The sequence below is a fragment of the Hymenobacter sp. UYAg731 genome (assembly GCF_054061335.1).
Genome location: NZ_JBSSEC010000009.1, coordinates 86,639 through 109,840 on the forward strand (window position 1 = coordinate 86,639; position 23,202 = coordinate 109,840).

13 protein-coding genes are annotated in these 23,202 nt (G+C 61.3%); 8 read left to right on the forward strand and 5 right to left on the reverse strand.

Going from position 1 to position 23,202, the window contains the following annotated elements; all coding sequences use genetic code 11:
- Nucleotides 1–169: 169 nt before the first annotated feature.
- Nucleotides 170–3,325 (reverse strand): glycoside hydrolase family 2 TIM barrel-domain containing protein, encoded by a 3,156-nt coding sequence (locus ACVWYF_RS21730; RefSeq protein ID WP_457072149.1) that lies wholly within the window; start codon nt 3,323–3,325, stop codon nt 170–172.
- A gap of 538 nt (nt 3,326–3,863) precedes the next feature.
- On the opposite strand from ACVWYF_RS21730, the gene ACVWYF_RS21735 reads away from it, so the two are divergent.
- Together ACVWYF_RS21735 and ACVWYF_RS21740 are read left to right on the forward strand one after the other, a co-directional pair.
- Complete coding sequence (locus tag ACVWYF_RS21735) at nt 3,864–6,014, forward strand: glycosyl hydrolase (protein ID WP_457072151.1); 2,151 nt, start codon at nt 3,864–3,866, stop codon at nt 6,012–6,014.
- 25 nt (nt 6,015–6,039) lie between these two features.
- Complete coding sequence (locus tag ACVWYF_RS21740) at nt 6,040–7,242, forward strand: glycoside hydrolase family 26 protein (protein WP_457072153.1); 1,203 nt, start codon at nt 6,040–6,042, stop codon at nt 7,240–7,242.
- 63 nt (nt 7,243–7,305) lie between these two features.
- On the opposite strand, the gene ACVWYF_RS21745 is transcribed toward ACVWYF_RS21740, so the two are convergent.
- From ACVWYF_RS21745 to ACVWYF_RS21760, 4 genes are all read right to left on the reverse strand, one after another.
- Nucleotides 7,306–8,385: a LacI family DNA-binding transcriptional regulator gene (locus tag ACVWYF_RS21745; protein ID WP_457072155.1), complete on the reverse strand. Its 1,080-nt coding sequence runs from the start codon at nt 8,383–8,385 to the stop codon at nt 7,306–7,308.
- A gap of 140 nt (nt 8,386–8,525) precedes the next feature.
- Nucleotides 8,526–9,503, reverse strand: coding sequence for an ROK family protein (locus tag ACVWYF_RS21750; RefSeq protein WP_457072157.1), 978 nt, complete (start codon nt 9,501–9,503; stop codon nt 8,526–8,528).
- Nucleotides 9,504–9,611: 108 nt separating this feature from the next.
- The gene (locus tag ACVWYF_RS21755) at nt 9,612–10,670 is read right to left on the reverse strand and encodes an SGNH/GDSL hydrolase family protein (protein WP_457072159.1); all 1,059 of its coding nucleotides are present in this window, start codon (nt 10,668–10,670) and stop codon (nt 9,612–9,614) included.
- 28 nt (nt 10,671–10,698) lie between these two features.
- Entirely contained in the window at nt 10,699–12,165 is a 1,467-nt protein-coding gene (locus tag ACVWYF_RS21760) for a sialate O-acetylesterase (RefSeq protein WP_457072161.1), read from the reverse strand.
- 759 nt (nt 12,166–12,924) lie between these two features.
- Between ACVWYF_RS21760 and ACVWYF_RS21765 the strand changes: the two genes are divergently transcribed.
- The 6 genes from ACVWYF_RS21765 to ACVWYF_RS21790 all read left to right on the forward strand — a co-directional run bounded on the left by ACVWYF_RS21765 (nt 12,925) and on the right by ACVWYF_RS21790 (nt 23,169).
- Nucleotides 12,925–15,579, forward strand: coding sequence for a beta-mannosidase (locus tag ACVWYF_RS21765; RefSeq protein ID WP_457072163.1), 2,655 nt, complete (start codon nt 12,925–12,927; stop codon nt 15,577–15,579).
- 25 nt (nt 15,580–15,604) lie between these two features.
- A complete protein-coding gene (locus ACVWYF_RS21770) occupies nt 15,605–18,025 on the forward strand; it encodes a glycoside hydrolase family 3 N-terminal domain-containing protein (RefSeq protein ID WP_457072165.1) in 2,421 nt (806 codons plus the stop codon).
- Nucleotides 18,026–18,083: 58 nt separating this feature from the next.
- Nucleotides 18,084–19,364, forward strand: a complete 1,281-nt coding sequence (locus tag ACVWYF_RS21775; protein WP_457072167.1) for a sugar MFS transporter — start codon at nt 18,084–18,086, stop codon at nt 19,362–19,364.
- A 36-nt stretch (nt 19,365–19,400) separates the two neighbouring features.
- Complete coding sequence (locus ACVWYF_RS21780) at nt 19,401–20,459, forward strand: LacI family DNA-binding transcriptional regulator (RefSeq protein ID WP_457072169.1); 1,059 nt, start codon at nt 19,401–19,403, stop codon at nt 20,457–20,459.
- A 192-nt stretch (nt 20,460–20,651) separates the two neighbouring features.
- The gene (locus ACVWYF_RS21785; protein WP_457072171.1) at nt 20,652–21,152 is read left to right on the forward strand and encodes a phosphoheptose isomerase; all 501 of its coding nucleotides are present in this window, start codon (nt 20,652–20,654) and stop codon (nt 21,150–21,152) included.
- 34 nt (nt 21,153–21,186) lie between these two features.
- Nucleotides 21,187–23,169 (forward strand): hypothetical protein, encoded by a 1,983-nt coding sequence (locus tag ACVWYF_RS21790; protein ID WP_457072173.1) that lies wholly within the window; start codon nt 21,187–21,189, stop codon nt 23,167–23,169.
- The last annotated feature ends 33 nt before the right edge of the window (nt 23,170–23,202 follow it).

Sequence of the window (23,202 nt, forward strand, 5' to 3'; positions counted from 1 at the left end):
TAAACTTGAGCCGACACAAAGGATTGTGAAGAAAAAGGGACGCCTCTACTTCATGCCTGTAGACTTCCCAGCGCCAGTAGCTAAGCGACACAACTCCCACAGGCAGGTAATGCTGAACTGGTGGGGGCATTTCCAGAGCCCGTCGTACTCTCGACGGCAGGTGGCTGGCTTACGGCTGAGGCGGCCGCTGCTCATCCACCAGCCGCAGGGTGTAGCTGTAGCGGTACTGCTTGGCCAGCAGGCGGTACGGGTCGTGCGGGAGGGCACCCCAACTATTGTCGCCGCCCACGCCCCGCTGCTTCAGGTCCACGCTGAGGAACACCCGGTCGTGACGCTTCACGTCGCTCATATGCTGCTGCTTTTTGCTGAGGCCGGGGTCCAGCTCTTCCGTGCGCACATCGAGCGCGCTGAAGCTGAGCGGCTGCAAACCTTCTACGCGCAGTCCCTGGCCCGTGCCGTTGCTAAGCGTGAGCCAGCGGACGTCGGTGTGGTAGCCGCCCTCCTGCGGCCGGATGTAGGTGTTGGCAAACTGGTTGCGCACGGAATCGCGGTACACGCCGAGGAAGGCCGCCGAGTTACGGTCGGCGTAATTTTCCCAAGGCCCGCGGCCGTAATAATCCAGCAGCTGGTAGCGCCCCGACAGCTCCAGACGCATACCGAAGCGCGGCATTTCGGGCAGGGACTTGCCGGTCAGGGTAATGGCGGCGGTAACCTGTATAGCGCCGTCGGGGGCAATGAGATAGTCCACGGTGTAGGGCGCGTCGATATCAGAAAGCAGGTATTTGACCTTGATGGGCAGGCCAGCCGCCGACTCCTCCCCCACCGTTACCTGCAGCACCTGGCGGGCCGCGTGGGCCGTACGCCACACGCCCAGCGCCAGGGGCATGTTGTTGCCAAAGTCGTTGTCGGTGGGCGCGCGCCAGAAATAGGGCTCGGGATATTGGTTAATCATCCACTTATCGCGCAACTGGTAGCTGGTCAGGCGGCCCTGAGCCGTGTTGAACTCCCCCCTCACTTCGCCGGCCGAAAAAGTCAGCTTGTCGCCTTCGCGCCTCACTTTTAAGTGGTTGGCGGGAAGGGCTGGCCGGGCAAAGTAGATATTGGCGGGGGACAGCAGAAATTGCTCGCGGGCTACTTCGTGCTTGGCGGGCAGCAGGGGCGCAGCGGTTTTTGTTTGAGCAAATACGTTGAGCACGTACTCAGTGCCGGGCACCTGGGTCAGGGCTGGCAGTGGCAGCTTTACCTCCTGCTGCTGGCGCGGCTTTAACTGCTGGAGGGCAAAGGTGCCGGTTTTCACCATTTGGCCGTTTTTCTGCAGCTCCCAGCGAAACGTGTAGTTGGCCAGAGTGCTAAACGTAAACCCATTATGCACCGTGACGCGGCCGGTGGCGGGCTGCGCCGCGCTGAAGCGAATGTTCTGGTAAACTTTTTTCACTTCCCACAGGCCCGGGTGCGGAATGCGGCCGGCGGCCACCAAGCCATTGGCGCAAAAGTTTTCGTCATTCTGGCGGTTGTAGCCGCCAAAGTCGCCGCCGTAACCAAAGTAGGGCAGGCCGTGGTCCGTAGCTTGCAGCCCTTGGTCTACCCAATCCCAAATGAAGCCGCCCTGCAGGTGGTGGCTTCTGCGAATGACGTCCCAATACTCCTGAAAATTGCCACTGCTGTTGCCCATTGCGTGCGAATACTCGCACATGATGTACGGCCGCTTGACGTTCTTGGCGTCGGCGTAGGCACGCATGGAGCCTATACTGGGGTACATGGGGCTCACGATGTCGGTGTTCTCCTGCTCGCCGGCCTGCTCAAACAGCACCGGGCGGCTGGGGTCGCGCTGCTTCAACCATTGGTAGGCCTGGTGAAACACCGGACCATTGCCGCACTCGTTGCCCATGCTCCAGAGGATAACAGAAGGATGGTTTTTGTCGCGCTCCATCATCCGCTCGATGCGGTCCCGGTGCGCAGGTGCCCACGCTGGCAGGTAAGCTACATGCCGCAGGGTGTCGAATCCGCCCTGCCACATAGCGCCCATGTGGTGGCTCTCGATGTTAGCTTCGTCAATCAGGTACATGCCATACTCGTCGCAGAGTTGGTACCATTGTTCGGCATTGGGGTAGTGGCTGGTACGCACCGCATTGATGTTAAACTTCTTCATCAGCGCCAAGTCCTGGCGCATGCCGGCCTCGCTCACCACGCGGCCGGTGGTGGGCTCCCACTCGTGGCGGTTCACGCCATGCACCTCAATGGGCTGTCCGTTCACCAGCAGCCGGGCATTGTTGATTTCAACTTTGCGGAAGCCAACCTGGCACCCGGTAACAGCCAATTGCTTACCCTGTTGGTCTGCCAGGCTGATGCGGCACTGGTATAGCGTGGGAATTTCGGCGCTCCAGGGCTGCACCCTTTTCACGGTGCCGCGCAGGCCCACCACTTGGGTGCCGCCGGCCGGCAGCGCTGCTACGGCCTGCTGCCGGCGCAGTACGGTTTTGCCGCTGGCATCAAGCACCTCCACGGTGAGGCGGCCGGGTTGGCCGGCGGCATCCGCGAAGTTGCGCAACGTGATGTCGGCGCTAAACTGGCCGTTCTTATAGGTTGGGTCGAGGTCGGCGTGGGTGAAGAAATCCCAAACGGTCTGCTTAGGCAAGCTGTAGAGGTACACGTCGCGGTCGAGGCCCGACACCCGCCAGAAATCCTGGTCTTCGAGGTAGCTGCCATCGTGCCAGCGCATCACCTGCACGGCCAGCGTGTTTTCGCCAGGTTGCAGGAACCGGGTAATATCAAACTCGGCTGGCGACTTGGCCACTTTACTCAGGCCCACGCGCTGCCCATTCACAAACACAAAAGCGCAGCCCGAGATGGAGCCAAAGTTGAGCAGCACTTCGCGCCCCGCCCAACCGGCCGGCACGGCGAAGGTGCGACGGTAGCTCCCCACCGGGTTGTCGCGCCCGTCGATGAAGGGCGGATTTTTGGGGAAGGGATACACAATGTTGGTATAAATCGGCACGCCGAAGCCTTGTAATTCCCAGTTGGCCGGCACGGCAATGGTTTTCCAGGCTTGGTCGTCGAAGCCGGGCTGCTGGAAATCTAAGGGGCGCTTGGCGGGTCGGTCCACATAGCTGAATTTCCAGGTGCCGTTGAGCGACTGGTAGTAAGGCGATTGCTGGTAGTTGTTGGCCACGGCATCGGCCGGGCTCTCATACACCATGAAGCTGGCGTGGGGCTTCTCCTTGTGCTGCTCGAACATCACCGGGTTTTCCCATTCGGAAGCGGTGGACTGCGCCGAAGCGGCCGTACCTATCAGCAACAGCACCGTGGTGAGACATGTACAGCGCATGAAACTAATTGATAGAGAATACATTGAAAAAATCATTGCTTATGCTAGCCAAGGCTCCGCGTGGTTAACCGCCAAACGATGCATGGTCATTTCACTGGTCGCACCTGTAAAGTTTGTTGAGCTGTTGAGGATTCTGTCTTCCTTTTGAAGCAGAAATCCCCCGGCAATGCTTTGGGTTCCGGCAGGAAAACAGGTGCCCGGCAATCGGAGAAAAGCGACTTGGCAATGGTGCATTGCTACTCAATAGGGAGATGCCAAGATATTGCCGGGCCGTGCTTCAGGGCTTAAAAGACAAAAGGACCGCACCACTCTAAAGCAGTACGGCCCTTTTTTCAATTACCGACAACCTTGGATTGTTCCCACCACTCAAGGAAATCGGCACGCGCTATTGCGAATAGCTGACGCAATATACAGGTAAAGTTGCTAAATCGATTTAGCTTGACTACTTTTCTGTCCCGAAACCGATTGCGGACCGGTAGCAGCCGTGGGTTTGCCGCCGCTCTTACCCGAATTCTTACGCCTCCTAAACCTTTTCCCAATGAAACACATTTACTTCTCCCTTGTGCCGGTGCGCAGCCATGCGGTATACTTCCTGCTGTGGTTACTGGTCCTTTTACCGGGGGCGCTACGAGCGGCTACTCCTATCAAGCTGGAGGCTGAGAGCGCCACTTTACACGGTGTGGGAGTGCTCAGCAACACGCCGGGCTACTCGGGCGCGGGCTATGCCGGCAATTTTGAGGGTGCCACAGACTCTTTAACGTTCAGCTTCGCGGCCGCCGCCGGCTGGTACGACCTGGCGATTCGCTACACATCGCCATTCGGTGATAAAGAATACGAGCTGGCAGTGAATGGCCAGCAGAGTGGCTACTCGCTGGCAGGCCCCGTGGCCGGCTTCGGCATTAGCCGGGTGGGACGATTTCAGCTCAAGGACGGCACCAACACCATCACGTTAAAGCGTGGTTGGGGCTATTTCGGCATCGACTATATTAGCTTAACGCCTGCACCGGCGGCCCGTGTCTTAAGTACGGTGCCGCTTATCAACGGCCGGGCCGAAGCGGAATTGGGCGACTTAACGGGCGTACAGGCGTCGGCAACCCCCGCCGGCTTTTCCGGAACCGGCTACGTAACGGGTTTTGACGCCGCTACCGATAAGGTGAGCATCACTTTTGATGTGACCACGGCGGGCCTCTACACCATTGCCCTGGGGTACACGTCGCCGTTTGGAAATAAAAACTACGACCTGACTGTAAACGGCGACCAAAGCTCGGGGCAGTTTTTACAAACCGGCAGCAGCTTTAGCAGCGCCGTCGCAGGCACTTTCTTGCTCACGCAGGGCCTGAATACCGTAGTAATAGGCCAAGGCTGGGGTTATTTTGGGGTTGACTACTTGCAAATTACGTCCACCACGGCCCCGCTTCCCGCTGCCGTGGCTACGCCCCTGGTCGACGCGCAGGCCACCCCGACGGCCCGGGCGCTGCTCACCTATTTGCGCGGCGTATACGGCACCAAAGTGCTGGCCGGCCAGCATGCTTCGCCGCAAGACACGCTGGCGGCGCTGCGCTACGTGCAGCGGCGTACCGGCAAAGAGGCCGCCCTGGCTAGCTTCGACCTTATCGAATACTCGCCCTCTCGCCGAGCCAACGGCTCCAATCCCCGGGGCTATGCCGAGCAGTACCTCGGTTGGGCCCAGCACGGCAACGGCCGCGGCATCGTGAGCCTGATGTGGCACTGGAATGCACCCACCGACCTCATCAACAGCGCCTCGAACCCGTGGTGGCGCGGCTTTTACACCGACGGCAGCACCTTCGATGTGCAGGCCGTGCTGGCCGACCCCACTGGTGCCCGCTACCAATTACTGCTCCGTGACATTGATAGTATAGCGGTGCAGTTGCGCAAGTTTCAGGCTGCCGGCACGCCCGTGCTGTGGCGCCCCTTGCACGAGGCGGAAGGCGCTTGGTTCTGGTGGGGAGCCAAAGGGCCGGCGGCTTACCGCCAGCTCTGGCAGCTGCTATACAACCGCCTCACCAACTACCACCAACTGCACAACCTGATTTGGGTGTACGCAGGCGTGCAGAACCCCAGCAACCCGTGGTACCCCGGCGATGCCTACGTGGACATCGCGGGCGTAGACCTCTACCTGCCGCCTACTGCCAACATGAGCGGCGACTGGGCCGGCCTGCAAACGCAGTTTGGGGGCCGTAAGCTGGTGGCCCTCACCGAAAGTGGCAACCTGCCCGACCCCGTCAAAATTCGTGCTTTTGCTACGTGGTGGTCGTGGTTTAGTGTGTGGGAAGGGGCCAACTATATCCGCAGCCAGCCACTGGCGCTGCTCCAGCGGGTGTACAACGACCAGGACATCATCACGCTCGACGAGCTGCCGAACTGGGCGCGCACCACCACGGCCAGCCGCAGCCCCCAGGCGCTGGCCCCGGATGCGCTGGCCGTGTACCCCAACCCGGCCACTGGCTACAGCCTGAATGCCCGCTTAACGCTGCCCGCCGGGCAGGCCGTTGTCCTCACCCTGACCAATGCCCTGGGCCAGCAGGTGCGGCAACAAGTGGCTAATCTGCACGCCGGGGCCAATACGTTTCAGCTGCCCATCGCGCAGCTAAGCAGCGGCCTGTACCTGCTCACGGTGAAGGGCGCGGACCTGCCCGCCATTACCAAACGGGTATTCATTGAACAATAGTCCTGCGATAATTACCCTGACAGCTATGAACCTCCGAAACGCGACGCTGCTGCTACTACTAGCTACAACTGGGCTTGCGGCTTGCAGCAGCGTCCGCATGGGGCGGCGCTTCCCCTACCCTGCCCCGCTCGTGGACGGCAAGGCCACTTACCAGACCAAAGCCCTCTTTTACAACTTACAGCACCCGGAGGCTAACGGCCTGCTCTTCGGCCAGCAGGATGCTACTCAATACGGCATTGGCTGGAAAAATGAATCCGACCGCAGCGACATCAAGAGCGTATGCGGCTCCAATCCGGCCGTGTATGGGTGGGACGTGGCCGATGTGGTGCGGGCCAGCAAGCAGGGCACGCTCAAAGGCAATGCCGCGCTGGCCCATACGCGCCAATTGGTGATTGCCGCTTACGAGCGGGGCGGCCTGAACACGTTTTGCTGGCACATGGAAAATTTCGTGACGGGGCGCAATTTTTATGATACGACGGCTGTGGTGGCCGCCATTTTGCCGGGTGGTGCCCAGCACGCGGCCTACACGCGCAGCCTCGACGTTATTGCCGACTATTTCCGCCACCTGAAAGCGGCCGATGGCACGTTGGTACCCGTGGTGTTTCGGCCCCTGCACGAGCACACGGGCTCTTGGTTTTGGTGGGGCAAGAGCCACTGCACGCAGGCCGAATTTGTGCAGCTCTGGCAGTTTACGGTGCGCTACCTGCGCGATGAGAAGAAGGTGCATAACCTGCTCTACGCCTACTCGCCCGACCGGGTGCCCAACGCGACCGAGTACTTTGAGCGCTACCCCGGTGATGCCTTCGTGGACGTGCTGGGCCACGACAATTACTGGGATTTCAACACCATAGCCACGCCCAACAGAGGCGTCGCCACGCTGGAAATGATGGTTGACGAAGCGCACAGCCGCAACAAAATAGCGGCCCTCACCGAAACCGGCCTCGAAAAACTTCCCAACCCTAATTGGTACCCCGAAAACCTGCTGGGGCAAATCAAAGCCAGCCCCAAAGCCCGCCAAATTTCCTACCTGCTGGTATGGCGCAATGCCCATGAGGGCCACTTTTACGCCCCCTATCCCGGCCACGCCAGCGTGCCCGGTTTCCTGCGCTTCTACCAGGATTCGCTCACCACGTTCGAAAACGACCAGCCTCGCCTTTACACCGTGCCCAAGCCTCGGCGCGTACAAACCAGTTTCTCACCGGTCCAGAAATCGCAGGCGCAATTGTAGCCTCCGTATCGCGGGTGGTTGCGAATAGCGCATCACCGTACCGCGCCCGATTTTACGCTGGCTTTAGCTTCTTGCACTTGCCGGGGATGGCTTAGCGGCCGGGGTGGAGTTGCGCAACGACGATTTGCGCACGATGAGCGTGGGCGAGAGCACGACGTGCTGCATGGGCGGCGAGATTTGGTCGGAGCTATGCTTGAGTTCTTCAAGCAGGATGTCAATCACATTTTTGGCAATGCTTTCCACCGGCTGCGCAATCACGGTAATGGCCGGGGTGTAGAGCCGGAACAAGTCGTGGTCGTCGTAGGAAATAACGGCCAGGTCGTCGGGGATGCGCAGCGCCAGGTGAGAAATGGCTTCCAGGCCGTAAATGCTCAGGTAGTTAGTTGAGAAGATGATGGCATCACACTGTTCATTGGCTTGGATAAAGTGCTGAATATCGGCGATGATGGCGTTCGTATCTTTTGTCAGGGCCACTCGCTTTACGGTTTGGGGCAAGTGATGCTCGGCCAAGGCCAGCGCGTAACCATCCAGGCGCCCCTCCATCTGGATTTGCAGCGAGTCGGTGGTGACCAAGGCGATGTTGGCAAAGCCCTGGGCCAGCAGGTGCTGGGTGGCCTCGTACGTCCCCTGCTTGCCATCGACTACGATGTAGTTGGTGGGCAATTCGGGGAGGTAGCGGTCGAAGAGCACCAGGGGCTTGTGCGCCCGCAGAATCATATTAATCTGCTTTTCAATGTTTTCGGCCGGCACAATGATGTAGCCATCAACGTGCTGCTCCTGGAACATCGAAATGAGCTCCCGGGTCTTTTCCGGGTTATTATCGGTGCTGCAGTAGATGATGCGGTAGCCGCGCTCGAAGGCTTGTTTTTCAATAAGCCAGGCCACGGTGGCGAAGAACGGATTGGATATGTCCTCCACCACCAGCCCAATCACATTGGTTTTGCCGGTGCGCAGGCTTTTGGCCAGCTGGTTGGGCTTGTAGCCCACTTCTTCTACGTAGGCCAGCACCCGCTGCGCCACCGCGTCGCTGATGCGGCTCTGCTTGGCTTTGCCGTTCAACACCAACGACACGGTGGCGATGGACACCTCCAGGTGGCTGGCGATGTCGTTTATCAGCGTACGTTTTTTAACCTTTTCGCTCATCTTTGGGGCACAGCGTGCTTGATATGGCCAAAGGTAGAACACCTCAAACCATTTAGCTAGTGCCTTCCGTGCCCCGGCCGCATGGGCCGGGCTGGTGGCTAAGGTTGCGGTGGGGCCGTTTTGCCTGGTTGGTTCTCGGCTCAGGCCACCAGGTAGGCCGCCCCAAATACGCCGGCACTGTCGCCCAACAAGGGTTTAACTACCGGCGCGGCAAAGTGGTGGTCGAAGATATGCTGGCTGATGTTGGCCACGCCCGTAGTGTACAGCTCCGGGATGTTGCCCACGCCGCCGCCGATTACAATCACGTCGGGGTCGAGCACGTTAACCACCGCGCTAATGGCCAAGGCAAAATAGTGCGTGAGCCGGGCCAGGGTTTGGGTGGCGGCGGCATCGGTGCCAGCCGTGGCCCGCGCCATGATTTCCTTCAGCGGACGCGGCCGGCCGCTGTGCGTGGCGTAGTAGCGCTCCAGGGCCGGGCCAGCCAGAATGCTTTCGATGCAGCCGGTTTTGCCGCAGAAGCAGGGCTGCCCGTTGGCTTCGCTCAGGGGGTTGTGGCCCCACTCGCCGGCAATGCCGTGGAAGCCTTCCAGCACCTGCCCGTTCACCACCAGCCCGCCCCCCACGCCGGTGCCGAGAATGATGCCGAATACGACCTTAGCGCTCGGGAACCGCTGCTTCACGATGCCGAGGCGCGTTTCGGAAAGGGCAAAGCAATTGGCATCGTTGGCCAGGCTCACGCGCTGGCCCAGTAGCTGCTCCAGGTCGGCCTTCAGCAGGCGGCCGTTGAGGGCGGTGGTGTTGCAGTTTTTCATGCGGCCCGACTGCGGAATCATCGTGCCGGGAGTGCCGATGCCCAGCTTCCCCGCCCGGTAGCCGGCGGCATGCTCCATGCGTGCCACCAGCCTGGCCACCTGGCCCAGCATGTGTTCGTAGCCCTGGCTGGCCTCCGTGGGTATCCGGTCGCGAAACAGCACTTCCGGGTCGTGGGCTGATTTCAGAATCACGCCTTCGATTTTTGTGCCGCCCATATCCAGCCCCCATAAGTTCAGGCCCTCGTCAAACGTGGTTACCGTGCGGGCACTGGTACCGAATGAGGCTTCTGCCTCAGCCGTAGGCATTGCAGCTGCTAGCGTAAAATCACTCATATCAAGGGTGCTTTGATAAATGGTTGTTAATTTTTCCATAGTAGTTGTTTTCGGTATGGGAGGGTGAGGCAACAAATGAGCCTACCAGCCGGTAATCGACTGGATATAAGCCTTTAGCTCGGCAGCAATGAGTTGGTGCTCGGCCAGGCTGGGGTGGCTGTCGCACCCGGCAGTATAGCGGCGGGCGAAGTAGAAGCTATGCACTTTCTGGTCGCCCCGCGCCCCGGCTGTGCGCACGATGCTGGCCAAGTAATTCCGGAGCACGGCTGTGAGCCGGGCATCGCCCATGGGGCTGGTCAGGCACACAATTTCGGCCTTTGGATAATACTGACGCAGGGTCTGGAGGAATTGTCCGTAATTCAAGCAAAACGTTGTAGAATCCTGAATACCATCATTCTGACCCAAACAGACGGTCACTACGTCGGGCTGATAGCGGGCAAAATCCCAGGCTATCTTATTTTCCCTCAGGCTCACTTTGTCGAACACCTGGGGCATCACCACGTCCATGCCGCAGCAGCTATGCATCAGGCCAATGCCCGACACGGCGGTGAGCGCCCATTGTGCGCCCAGCGAGCGGGCCACCGTGGGCCCATAGGCCAGGTAGGCGTTGTGCTGGTCGTGCCACACTCCTTGGCCACAAGGTACTTCCGAAAGGTCGCTGCCCGTGCCGCATGTGATGGAGTTGCCGATGAACTCGATTTTGCGGCGGGGCAGCGCGGGCGGTGGCAGCAGCTGCCGGCACCTGATGCCCACAAATTCCAGGTAACCGATGTTCGACTCCGTGTTCTTGCAAACGACTAGAGTGTGCTCGGTATCGGCTAGGCCAGTGCCCAGGGGGAGCACGTTGGTTTTTTCAGTCAATTGCAGCCGGCGCGGCTGGCCATCCAGCACAACCTCGATGTAGTTGTGATTCTTGCCATACAGCATCTCATCGTTGAGGCTAACCGTGCATGACGGCCCCCGAAAACGCAGCGTGACGTACACGCCCGGCGACCAGAACCGGGGCTTGCGGGCATCCGAAAAATCGACGCGGCCCACATATTGAATGAGCTTGTCATCGGCCGGATAGAATTTATCGGCGGAGCGGCAAAAGGCCGGGCGCGTGCATAACAACAATAAGGCAAGGAAGAGCTTTTTCATGAAAATGCGGGGGGGGCAGGCAGCCGGCCTACCAAGTATCGGTGCGAAAAGGCGCGGCCGGCAGGCCCTCCCGGTTGTAGAGGTTGCCGTTGGGGTTGTCGGCCCAGTCGTAGCGCACTGCCACCGGGGCGGGCACTTCAGGGCTGCTCAGCAGCAGGGTGTTGCCTTGCACCGTGCCGTTGGCCCAGTGAAACTGCCGGTTGGCCCCAGCCAGGGCAAAGCCGCGCAGGCCGCCGGGCGCGGCCGGCAGCCCGGCTCCAGCCTGCAGCACGAGTCCGGAGCCAACTTGCTCAAAATCAAGCCGCATGGTATTGCCTTGCACCTGCATTTTTTTCAATAACGGCCCGGCGGCCACCACCAGCTTATCGCCATATGCCACGGAGCGCGCTACCAGCGCTAGGCGGTGTCCTACGTCCTGCTTGTTGGCGGGGTGAATATCGACGGCATCGCCCAGGTCAATAGCTACGGCCATGCCCGTGCGGGGCAGCGCCAGCGCGGCGGTTTGAGCCTCGCGCAGCCGCGCCCAGTCCGAGTCGGTGGGCTGGGTCTGGGCGGGCTGCCAGTTGGCCAACTGTACGAACAGGAAGGGCAACTCCCGCCCCCAGCGCTGCCGCCAGTCCTGAATCATGGCCGGGAACAGGGTGTGGTACTGCGCCGCCCGGCCCACGTTACTCTCGCCCTGGTACCAGATAATACCCTTCAGCGTGTACGGAATCAGGGGCGCAATCATGCCGTTGAACGAGGCAGTAGGTGTGTTCTGAGGGTCTTTTTCGAGCAAAGCCGGGACGGGCGCGGTTTGCAGCATCGCTACTTTCTCCTTGAAATCGGGCTGTTGGAGCAAGGTGCTTCCTCCTACCCAGGCCTCGGCCGGCGTGCCACCCCAGGGGCTGCTGATGATGCCAATCGGGACGTGGTAGCGCTGGTACAAATCGCGGGCGAAGAAGTAGGCCACGGCTGAGAAACCGGCTGCCGTTTGGGGGCTGCACACCCGCCAGTTGTAGCCGTCCACAGTGGCCTGGGGCTGCGCGGCGGGCTGCTTCTTGACGGTGAACTGCCGGATTTGCGGGAAATTAGCCTGGGCGACTTCTTGCTCGGCGTTGTTAATCAGAGGGTAAGCGCCGGGCTTGGGGGCATTGGGGTCGCGCAGCGGTAGCTCCATGTTCGACTGGCCCGAGGCTAGCCACACATCGCCCACCAGAATATCGTTGATGATAAGGGTATTTGTCCCCTTAATGGTCATCACAAACGGTCCGCCGCTGCCGGTAGCGGGCAGCGTGGCCTGCCACCGGCCGCTCGTGGGGGTTACCACCGAAACCGTGCGTTGCCGAAAATCAACGGTAATTTTTTCGCCTGGCTCCGCCCAGCCCCAGACGGCCAGCGGCTGGTCGCGTTGCAGCACCATGTGGTCGCCTACCAGGGGCGGCACGCGCACGGCTGCCGTAACGACGGCGGGCGGCAAACCGAAAGAGAGCGCAAGCAGGTATTTTACAAGCATGAAGGATGGAAGTGAACGGGCCGTAATGGATGGAAAGCGTCCGCTTTGCGAAGCGAACGCCTATCCGCAGTGCTGACAAACAAACGTTTGCAGGTAGGCAAGCCGGGCGGCTTGGTGATGTTGGCAACAAGAAGCATCGGCCGTGGGCCGCCAGCCAACCGAAGCTGCTTTCTTAAGGAATGGGTTTTTCAATCTTCGCTTTGCTTCTCGATTTCTCAACGTACGGCAGCCTGCTAAAACGTATTTGCAAGCTAATATGTGGCTTTTTTTTCGAATAGCGCCCGCCACTGGTTATTATTGATTGTGCAGGAGGCTGTGCCGAGCCTTTGGCTGGACCACTAAAGGACCTGTCGGGAGCTAAGGGTCCGGGGAATTTTCCGGGGGCTTAGGTGGTGGCAGTCGCTCATCCTCCATCATTTCTAACGCTCGGCTTATGCAACTGTTGCGGAATTTTGGGCGCAGATTAGACGTGGATGCTAGTTTCGGACCCGCGTGAAGAATACTTAAACCAAGGTTATATTGCTGATGGTAAATATTTTATGCATAAATACAGGCTTTGCAATTCGATGGGCTGAGCTATGCAAGTAGCAGTAGCCCCTGAAAAAAGTGTAGCCGCAAACGTTTGTAATTGCTAAAACCTTTTAGCTTTGCAATGTGCTCATGCCGGCAGTCCTGGAAGCCTTTGTGGCGGGCCTGCGGTAGGCTTGGTTCCAGCGGTGGTCGCCGGCCCGGCTGGCGCGTCTTCTTTCTTTGCTTCTCGTGAAAAAACTCCTTTCTATGCTCCCACCCGTACATTTCCGGCGCAAATTGGCCGGCGTTCTGCTCGGCCTATTGCTCGTAGGGCCGGCCGTGGCCCAATCCGTCAGTACTTCCGCAACAGGCGGCAAAACTACCACCTCGCTCAATGCCGGCTGGCGCTTCCGGCAGGTGGGCAAAGAAAACTGGGCCCCGGCCACCGTGCCCGGCTGCGTGCATACCGACCTGCTGGCCACTAAGCAGATAGAAGACCCCCTGTACCGCGACAACGAGATGAAGCAGCAGTGGATTGGCAAGGTCGACTGGGACTACGAAACCACGTTCACGGTGGCCCCGGCCACGTTGCAGCGCAGCAACCTAGAGCTAGTGTTTAAAGGCCTTGACACCTACGCCGACGTGACGCTGAACGACGTAGCCATTCTGCACACCGACAACATGTTTCGGGAGTGGCGGGCCAATGTGAAGCCCCAGCTGAAGTCCGGCGAAAACCGCCTGCGCGTGCATTTTCGCTCGCCGCTGAACGAGGTGGCTGGCCTGCCTAAAAAGTACGGCTACGACCTGTTTGCCATCAACGACGAGCAGGCAATGGGCTTTGTGGGCGACAAAGGGCCCGTGCTGAGCCCCTACACCCGCAAGGCCCCCTACCAATACGGTTGGGACTGGGGCCCGCGCTTCGTGACCTCCGGCATCTGGCAGCCCGTGCAGCTCGAAGCCTGGGATGCCGCCCGCCTCAGCAACGTGCATGTGGTGCAGCGGCAGCTCAGCAAGCAAGCCGCCGACCTGGGCCTGGAGGTGACCTACGAGGGAGCCTCCAACGCCGGCCGCGAGGCCACGCTGGTGGTGGAAACCATTGGCCCCGATGGCCAGACCGCCGGCCCGCGCAGCGAGCAGAAAGTAACGCTCCAACCCAACCGCCACACCCTCACGGCCGAACTGCACCTCGATAATCCGCAGCTGTGGTACCCGGCCGGCTACGGGGCGCAGCCGCTCTACACGTTTCGGGCGCGGCTGCTGCAAGCCGGCCGGCCCCTCGACGAGCTGAAAACCCGCACCGGCCTGCGCACCTTGCAACTGCGCCGCGAGCACGACCAGTACGGCAAGTCGTTCGAGTTCGTGGTGAACGGGATTCCGATTTTTGCCAAGGGCGCGAACTGGATTCCGGCCGATATTTTCCCTACTCGCGTCACGAATGCCAAGTACCACCGGCTGCTGCAAGCCGCCAAAGACTGCAACATGAACATGCTGCGTGTGTGGGGCGGTGGCATCTATGAAAACGAGTATTTCTACGAAACCTGCGACGAGATGGGAATTTTGCTGTGGCAGGATTTCCTGTTCGCCTGTTCATTTTACCCGGGCAATAAGGAGTTTACCGACAACGTGCGGGAAGAAATCACCTACCAGGTGCGCCGCCTGCGCGACCACCCAAGCCTGTCGAACTGGGTGGGCAACAACGAGAACGAGTCAGCTTGGCAGGACTGGGGCGTACCGGTGAAAAACGGGCCGTTCAAAAACGAGGTGTGGGGCAACTACCTCAAGCTTTACCGCGACCTGATTCCGACCGTGCTCAAAGCCGAAGATCCCACGCGGCCCTACATGTCGTCGAGCCCGTCGGCCGAGTTCGAGGACCTACCCGGCTCGCAAACCAACGGCGACATGCACTACTGGAACGTGTGGGGCGGTACGGCCCCCATTGACGACTACGAAAAGCAACTGCCCCGCTTCATGAGCGAGTACGGTTTCCAGTCGTTCCCGGAGCTAAAATCGGTGGCCCAGTTTACCACGCCGGCCGACCGCGACATCATGTCGCCGGTGATGCGCGAGCACCAGCGCAGCATGGTGGGCAACCCCCGCCTGAAAGAATACCTGCTGCGCGATTATAAGGAGCCCAAGGATTTTGAGTCTTTTCTGTACGTGAGCCAGGTGTTGCAGGCCCACGCCATCAAGCTGAGCGCCGAACACTTGCGCCGCAACCGGCCCCGCACCATGGGCTCGATGTACTGGCAGCTGGAGGACTGCTGGGGCGTGGCTTCGTGGGCATCCATCGACTACTACGGACGTTGGAAGGCGCTGCAATACTTCGCCAAACGCTTTTATGCCGACGTGCTGGTGAGCCCCCACGAGGAAGACGGCAACGTGCGCTTCTACGTGGTGTCGGACAAAACCACGGACCTGCCGGCCAAGCTACAGGTGCGCCTGCTCGATTTCAACGGCCGCAGCCTGTTTGCCCAAACCGCCGCCGTGCAAATCGAGCCCCTCACCAGCAAGGTGTACCTCGATATTCCGCGCAGCAAGCTGCTGGGCAAAAACGACCCCAGGAAAGTGGTGCTCAGCTGCGAGCTGCTGCCCGCCACCGGCCCGGCCCTGAGCACCAATACCTACTACTTCGCCATTCCGAAGGACATGGCCCTGCCCCAGCCGGCCATCGCCGCCACCTGGCAGCAGGCCACCGACAGCACCTTTCAGGTGACGCTGCAAAGCAAAACCCTGGCCCGCGAAGTCCACCTCGGCCTACGCGAGCGGGACGGCGTGTTTGCGGATAACTTCTTCGACCTGCTGCCCGGCGAAAAGAAGGAGCTGACCTTTAAAAGCCAGGGCCCGATAACCTTGGAGGAGCTGCGCAAGCAGTTAGTGGTGCGCTCGCTGGTGGACGCATTTTAAATCACGGTTTTTTACTTTCCCGCCGATGTTTACCTTGCCTTACCCACATGTCAACACCCCGAAAAAAGTGGCCTTGCCGCTCTTTATCGGAGCCGTGCTGCTGGCCGGGGCCTGCCAGCGCGCCGGCGTGGCCGCGCCGCCCGCCATTGCCCAGCCGGCTACCAGCACCGCCGCTTCTATGCCCGCCGCCCCGCAATGGAGCCCGCGCGTGGCCGCCCTGCTCCGGCAGATGACACTGGAAGAGAAAATCGGGCAGATGACCCAGCTCACCAACGCCACCGTTAACCACACGGGGCAGCAGAAAGACGTGACCCTGGACTCGGCCAAGCTGGTGCCTTTTATCCGGAATTATCATGTGGGTTCGTTCCTGAACGGCGAGGCCGTGCCGCCCGCGCAGTGGATTAAGTACCTGGCGGCCATGCAGCGCATTGCCCTGCGCGAGTCGCGGCTGCACATCCCCATCATCTACGGCGTCGACCACATGCACGGGGCCAGCTACGTGTCGGGGTCGGCTATTTTTCCGCACAACCTGAACCTGGGGGCCACTTTCAACCCGGTATTCGCGCAGCAGGAGGCCCGCGCCACGGTACTGGAATCGGCCGACCTGGGGCACCGTTGGGTGTTTGCGCCGGTGCTGGACCTGGGCGTGAACGTGTACTGGCCGCGCCTGTACGAAACCTACGGCGAAGACCCGCTGGTAGCGTCCGTAATGGGTGCCGCCTACATAAAAGAGCTCCAGGAAAACCAGGACATTCTGCCCGAGAAAGTGGCGGCTTGCGGCAAGCATTTTCTTGGCTACTCGGACCCGCGCAACGGCTGGGACCGCACCAACGCCCTCATTCCCGACCAGCGCCTGCAGGAGTTTTTCCGGCCCTCGTTTCAGGCGGCCATCGATGCGGGCCTGAAATCCATTATGGTGAACTCGGGCGAAATCAACGGCGAGCCGGTGCATTCGTCCAAGGCCATTCTCACTGATTTGCTGCGCCGGCAAATGGGCTTCAAAGGTGTGGCCGTGACCGACTGGCAGGACATTATCCGATTGGTGACGGTGCAGAAAACGGCTGTTAACGAGAAGGAAGCCACGTTTATGTGCCTCGACGCGGGCATCGACATGGCCATGACGCCTTACAACACCAACTTCTGCCGCATTGTGAAGGAGCTCGTGCAGGAAGGCCGCCTGACCCCGGAGCGCATCGACTTATCGGCGGGCCGGGTGCTGCAGATGAAGGACGATATCGGCCTGTTCGACACGCCCATGCCGCGCGCCGACCGCCTGGCCCGCATCGGAGACCCTGCGCTAAAGCAGCAGGCACTGGAAGCGGCCCGCGAATCGGTGGTGCTGCTCAAAAACGAGCAAAGCACCCTGCCCCTGGCCACCACCATGAAGCGCCTGCTGGTGGTAGGGCCCTCGGCCGACTCGCGCGCCAACCTCGCCGGCGGCTGGACGCTGGCCTGGCAGGGCCGCGCCGAAGAAGCATATCCAAAGGAAGTGCTAACGATTTTCGCGGCCCTCAAAAAGGAATTTCCCAACGCGCAGGTAGAAACCGTGCCCTACCAAACCGCCACCGGCCGGCTGGCCTTGCCGAAGGTGCTGGCCGCCGCCCAACGCGCCGATGCCATTGTGCTGGCACTGGGTGAGTGGCCCTACGCCGAAGGCATCGGCAACAGCAGCGACCTGACCCTGCCCGACGACCAGCTGCAGCTGGTGCGCGCGGCGCAAGGCGCGGGCAAGCCCACGGTGCTCGTCATGATTGGGGGTCGGCCCACCATCATCCGGGCGGTAGCGGGTGGGGCCAGTGCCATTCTGTGGGCCGGGCTGCCCGGTTTTGGCGGGGGCCAGGCCCTGGCCGAAATCATCAGCGGCCGAGTGAACCCGAGCGGCAAGCTGCCCTTCACCTACCCGCAGTTTGCCGGCCACATCTCGAACTACCACCACGACAACAACGAGAACAGCCTGGAGTTGAGCGACTTTGGCGCGGGATTCGAGCAGCGCGGGCCCAAGTACCAGGCCGCCATGCTCACCGAGTTTGGCGATGGCCTGAGCTACAGCACCTTCCGCTACTCCAACCTGCAGCTCTCCGATTCCATCGTGGACAGCGCGGGCACGGTGCGGGCCACCGTGCGCGTCACCAACACCGGCCCGCGCGCCGGCAAAGAAGCGGTGCTGTGGTTCCTGACCGATGAGGTGGGTCGCATCACGCGCCCCGTGCGTCTGCTCAAGCATTTCGAGAAGCCAACATTCCAGCCCGGCGAAACCCGCGAGCTGACGTTCGACATCCAGCCGCGCCCGCATCTGAGCTACCCCGGTCCCGATGGCCTGCCGAGACTGGAAGACGGCTACTTTACCCTGCGCGTGGGCTCGCAGACCAAGCGGTTCCGCTACGCGGGCGGCCCGGTGGCCCAAAGCGCCGTTTCCGCCGTTCCGTCGGGCTCGGGCGGGCACTAAGCCCGCTGTTAAACAGTCCCTTCTTTCCTTTATCTTCCTTTTAATTCGGCTTGTTCTTATGGCTTCCATCTCCCCTACTCTGACCCCTTCGTCTGCCACGGACACTGGCACGCAACCGCGCTACACCACGGCGCTGAGCGCCGTGACCACCCTGTTTTTCCTGTGGGGCTTTATCACTTGTCTTAACGACATCCTGATTCCGTACCTGAAAGCCATTTTTCAGCTAAGCTTCGCGCAGGCCAACCTGATTAACCTGTGCTTTTTTGGGGCTTACTTTTTTATGAGCATCCCGGCCGGGTGGCTGGTGGCGCGGGTGGGCTACAAGCGCGGCATGCTCATGGGCTTTGCCGTGGCGGCGCTGGGGGCCTACCTGTTTTATCCGGCGGCGGCGCAGCGGGTGTACGGGTTGTTTCTGGGCGCGCTGTTCGTGCTGGCGTCGGGCATCACCATTTTGCAGGTAGCCGCCAACCCGTACGTGGCCATTCTGGGGCCGGCCCGCTCGGCGGCGGCGCGGCTCACGCTCACGCAGGCGTTCAACTCGCTGGGCACCTCGCTGGCCCCGCTGCTCGGCAGCGCCCTCATTCTGAGCCACCTGCCCAAGCTGAATACCGCCGCCAGCGCGGCGGCCATCGATGTCACAGCCGTACAGATTCCTTACCTGATAATTGGCTCGGTACTGCTGCTCATCAGCCTGATGCTGAGCCGGGTGAACCTGCCGCAGATTGAGCTGGCCACCGAAGCTGCCGGCGACGTGGCCGTGGGCTCGACGCGGGCCTGGAACTACCGGCATCTGGTGCTCGGGGTGGTGGGCATTTTTGCCTACGTGGGGGCCGAAGTGGCCATTGGCTCGCACCTCGTCAACTACCTGGCCCTGCCCGATGTGATGGGGCTGGCCCCGGAAGCGGCCGGCAACCGGGTTTCGTTTTATTGGGGTGCGGCCATGGTGGGCCGCTTCCTGGGGGCTTACCTGCTCAACAAGTTTTCCCCCGCCAAAATATTGACTTTCAACGCCGTGTCGGCAGCCGTTTTGGTCCTGGTTTCCATCAACACCACCGGCGAAGTAGCCATGTGGAGCCTGCTGGCCGTAGGCTTGATGAACTCCATTATGTGGCCGGTAATTTTTCCGCTGGCCCTCTCGGGGCTGGGGCGGCACACCGAGGAAGGCTCCGGCCTGCTGTGTACGGCCGTGGTGGGCGGCGCCCTGGTGCCCATGCTGTTTGGCGTGGTGGCCGACCACGGCGGCCTGCGTCTGGCCCTGCTGCTGCCGGTGCTGTGCTACCTGTACATCGTGTGGTATGGGCTGCGCGGCAGCCGCCACGCGGCGGCAGTACCGGCGTAGTGCAGGCGATGCTCCCATTCTATTAACATTTCCCCCATGGCCGCTAGAAGACAGCAAACGTCCATTCGCGACCTGGCGCAGCAGCTCAACCTGTCCATTTCCACCGTGTCGCGGGCCCTGGCCGGCCACAAGGACATCAGCGAAGCCACTAAACAGCGCGTGCGGCAGCTGGCGCAGGAGCTGAGCTACCGGCCCAACCAGCTGGCTGCCGCTCTGCGCAAAGGCCATAGCAAAACGCTGGGCGTGATTGTGCCGCACATCAAGGGCTATTTTTTTCCGGCCGTGATGAACGGCATCGAACAGGTGGCCACCCGCGAGGGCTTCAACGTGCTGCTGTGCCAGTCCAACGAAGAGTTGGCGCGGGAGCAGCGCAACGTGGAAACCCTGCTCGACGCGCAGGTGGAAGGCATTCTCATCTCCGTATCGGCCACAACGCAGCTCGACTTACAGCATTTTGAGCAAGTCCGGCGGCAGGGCATTCCACTGGTGTTTTTCGACCGTGTGCCCGAGCTCCCGCACAGCATGGCTGTGATTCTGGACGACTTTCAGGGCGCGTATCAAGCCGTGGCACACCTCATCGCTCAGGGCTGCTCCCGCATTGCCCACTTAGCCGGTCCGCAGCACCTGAACACCACCCGCAACCGCTACCTCGGCTACCGTGAGGCCCTGCGCGCCCACAGCCTGCCCTACGAGGAGGAATGGACGTATGCCCTGCCCGCCCTGACGAACGAAGCCGGCCGGCTGGGGATGCAGCACTTGCTGGCGCTCGACGCCTCGCTCGATGCCGTGTTTGCCGCTTACGCCATTCCCACGGTGGGGGCGTTGGAGGTGCTGCGCGAGCAGGGACTCCGCGTGCCGCAGGACATCGCCGTGGCCTGCTTCAGCAACGACCCCTTCACGGCCATGACCCAGCCACACATCACGGTGGTCGACCAACGCCCCGAGCAAATGGGCGAAACCGCCGTGCGGCTGTTCCTGCAACTGCTCAAACGGGGCCCGGCCTACGTGCCGCCCCACCTCATCCTCAAGCCCGAGCTCTTCATCCGCGAGTCGTCGCTGCACCGCTCGCAGGCCAGCTTAGCACCCGTACGGTAGCCGAGCAGTGTTATTCCTTCTGTCATAGACCGTGCAGTGCATCCTGCTGCGCACAGCCGAAGCATCTCCACCGCTCGGTTGCATCGATGGACCACTGGCGCGTTAGAGAGGCTGGGACTCCGCTCAACAGGACGCCCTTCATCTTATCTTAATTACCTGGCATTCAAACTGCTTACCATTCAATTAACATTCATGAGTTCGATTTCTAAAGTACATCTTTTCCAGCAAACGGCGCAACAAATCCACCACTTGGGCCTCACCATCGACCGGCAGGACCAAACCCGGCCCTGGGGCGGTTTTTTCGTGCTAAACGAAGACCAGGCCCAGCAATTTGCCGACATTTATTTCGACGGCATGCCTGTAGAGGAGTTGCGCATTTCTGGCCAGCTGAGCCCCAAAATTTTGTTGGTGGCCCCCCACCAGCGCCTGAGCTGGCAGTACCACCACCGCCGTGCCGAAATCTGGAAGGTAGTGCAAGGCACCGTGGGCGTGGTAAAGAGCTCCACCGACGAGGAAGGCCCCCTGAAAACGTTCGCGCCCGGCGATATTATCACCCTGAAGCAGGGCGAGCGGCATCGCCTGGTAGGGCTCGATGACTGGGGTATAATTGCCGAAATCTGGCAGCACACCCACGCCGGGCAGCCCTCGGACGAGGACGATATCGTGCGCGTGCAAGACGATTTCGGCCGCTAAGCCCCCCTGCTCACTTTTCTCCTTTAGCGCTTTTATGAAACAACAACTTTCCATTTCGGCAGCAGGCCGGCGGTGGCTGGCCACCACCAGCCTGCTGCTGGGTTTTGCCCTGCCCCACGCCCAGGCCCAAGCCGTACTGGAGCCCTGGGGTAACCTCAGCGGCATTCGCGTAGAAGGCCAGCTGCTCGAGTTCGAAACCGGCCTGCGCACAGTGGGCCTGAACGGTGCCCGTGGCGCGGCCACTGGCAAGGAGCGCCAACGCCCCAAATACATCCGCCAGAACGGCCAGCAGGTCGTGACGACGGTGGTTGACAGCGTGGCCTTCACCGAAACGGTGGCCGATACCCAGCCCGGCCAGGCTACCCTGAATGTGGCTTGGCAGGCCCTGGCCAACCGCGCCCTGCAAGGCACCTCCCTCACGCTGGGCGTATCCCGCGACGGCTACGCCGCCGGCACCCTGGAATTGCTCGACGCGGCTGGGGCCGTGGTTGCGCAGCAGGCCCTCACGGCCGCGCCCGTTGCGCCGGTGCTGGCCAGCCGGGTGCGGCTGCGGGCCCCCGGCCGGCAGGTCGAGCTGAGCCTACCCGAGCCGACGCTCGTCACGCTCCGCCCGGTTTCGCCCGATGCTAAAACCTTTCAGTTAGCCCTGCTCCTGCAAGCTGGCAGCCTTACCAAGGGACAGACCGGCCAAAAAACCTTTGGCCTGATGGCCACCGGCGACATTGACCGTGCGCCCGTGCGCCTGGCCGTAGACCCGGCCCGGCCGGGCCGGCCATTCGATGGGTTCGGGGGCAACTTCCGCCTGCAAAACCCAAAGGGCGACCCGCTGGTCATCGACTACGCCCTAAAAAACCTGCGCGTGGCCTGGGGCCGTGTCGAAATGCCGTGGCAATTCTGGCAGCCCGAGGCCAATACCGACCCCACGGCCCTTGCTCGCACCGGCCAGCTGCATCCGCATGTGCGCGAATCGATGGAAATGGCCCAGCGCCTGGGCAAGCTGGGCATGCCGGTGGTAGTCACGGCGTGGTCGGCCCCAAACTGGGCCATCGTGGGGCCACCCGCGCACAACGGGCCCGGGCCCAACGGTATTTGGGGCAACCCACTGAATACCAGCGCTACGGCGGCCAGCTATAAGTCCATTGCCGACTACCTCGTATACCTCAAGGAGCAGTATGGGGTGGAGGCAACCATGTTCTCGTTCAACGAATCGGACCTGGGCATCAACGTGCGCCAGACCGGGCAAGAGCACGCCGAGCTCATCAAAGGCCTGGGGGCTTACCTGGCCTCGCGCGGCCTCAAAACCAAGCTGCTGCTGGGCGATAATTCGGATGCCACTTCTTACGAATTCATTTACCCGGCGATGACCGACGCGGCGGCCCGGCCCTACATCGGGGCCGTGTCGTTCCACTCGTGGCGGGGCTGGGACACCGAGACGCTGCAAAAATGGGCCGATGCCGCCACCAAGCTGCAACTGCCTCTGCTGGTGGGCGAGGGCAGCATCGATGCGCAAGCCTGGGGCTACCCGGCGGTGTTTGAGGAAGAGACCTACGCCCTGGCCGAAATCAGCCTCTACACCCGCCTGCTCAACATCTGCCAGCCGGCCAGCATTCTGCAATGGCAGCTTACGTCGGATTATTCGCCGCTGGCCGGTGGTGGCATCTTCGGCAACGACGCGCCCCTGCACCCCACCCAGCGCTTCCACAACCTGAAGCAGTTGGCCGCCACGCCCGCCGGCCTGGCCGCCCTGCCCATCACCACCGACCGCCCCAACCTAACCTGCGCGGCCCTCGGCGACGCCGCCCGGGGCCAATACGCCTTCCATCTGGTGAACAACGCCGCTACCCGCGAAGTCACTCTCACGGGCCTGCCCCCCACCCTGCACAAGCTCTACACCTACACCACCGACCAAAAGCGCGCCGTGCAGCACGGGCGCAAAGTGCGCGTGCGCCGGGGCGAAGCCAAATTCACCCTCGATGCCCGGACCTACACCACGCTGGTGAGCAGCAAGCTAAAGTAGTCGCGCATAAGTAACCGACGCAAAGAAGCCGCG

Bases quoted from the DNA above. Each gene is read 5' to 3' on its own strand.
- ACVWYF_RS21735 (WP_457072151.1), top strand. From the start codon at position 3,864: ATGAAACACATTTACTTCTCCCTTGTGCCGGTGCGCAGCCATGCGGTA.
- ACVWYF_RS21755 (WP_457072159.1), bottom strand. From the start codon at position 10,670: ATGAAAAAGCTCTTCCTTGCCTTATTGTTGTTATGCACGCGCCCGGCC.
- ACVWYF_RS21785 (WP_457072171.1), top strand. From the start codon at position 20,652: ATGAGTTCGATTTCTAAAGTACATCTTTTCCAGCAAACGGCGCAACAA.
- ACVWYF_RS21760 (WP_457072161.1), bottom strand. From the start codon at position 12,165: ATGCTTGTAAAATACCTGCTTGCGCTCTCTTTCGGTTTGCCGCCCGCC.
- ACVWYF_RS21770 (WP_457072165.1), top strand. From the start codon at position 15,605: ATGTTTACCTTGCCTTACCCACATGTCAACACCCCGAAAAAAGTGGCC.
- ACVWYF_RS21730 (WP_457072149.1), bottom strand. From the start codon at position 3,325: ATGCGCTGTACATGTCTCACCACGGTGCTGTTGCTGATAGGTACGGCC.
- ACVWYF_RS21790 (WP_457072173.1), top strand. From the start codon at position 21,187: ATGAAACAACAACTTTCCATTTCGGCAGCAGGCCGGCGGTGGCTGGCC.
- ACVWYF_RS21775 (WP_457072167.1), top strand. From the start codon at position 18,084: ATGGCTTCCATCTCCCCTACTCTGACCCCTTCGTCTGCCACGGACACT.
- ACVWYF_RS21745 (WP_457072155.1), bottom strand. From the start codon at position 8,385: ATGAGCGAAAAGGTTAAAAAACGTACGCTGATAAACGACATCGCCAGC.
- ACVWYF_RS21740 (WP_457072153.1), top strand. From the start codon at position 6,040: ATGAACCTCCGAAACGCGACGCTGCTGCTACTACTAGCTACAACTGGG.
- ACVWYF_RS21750 (WP_457072157.1), bottom strand. From the start codon at position 9,503: ATGCCTACGGCTGAGGCAGAAGCCTCATTCGGTACCAGTGCCCGCACG.
- ACVWYF_RS21780 (WP_457072169.1), top strand. From the start codon at position 19,401: ATGGCCGCTAGAAGACAGCAAACGTCCATTCGCGACCTGGCGCAGCAG.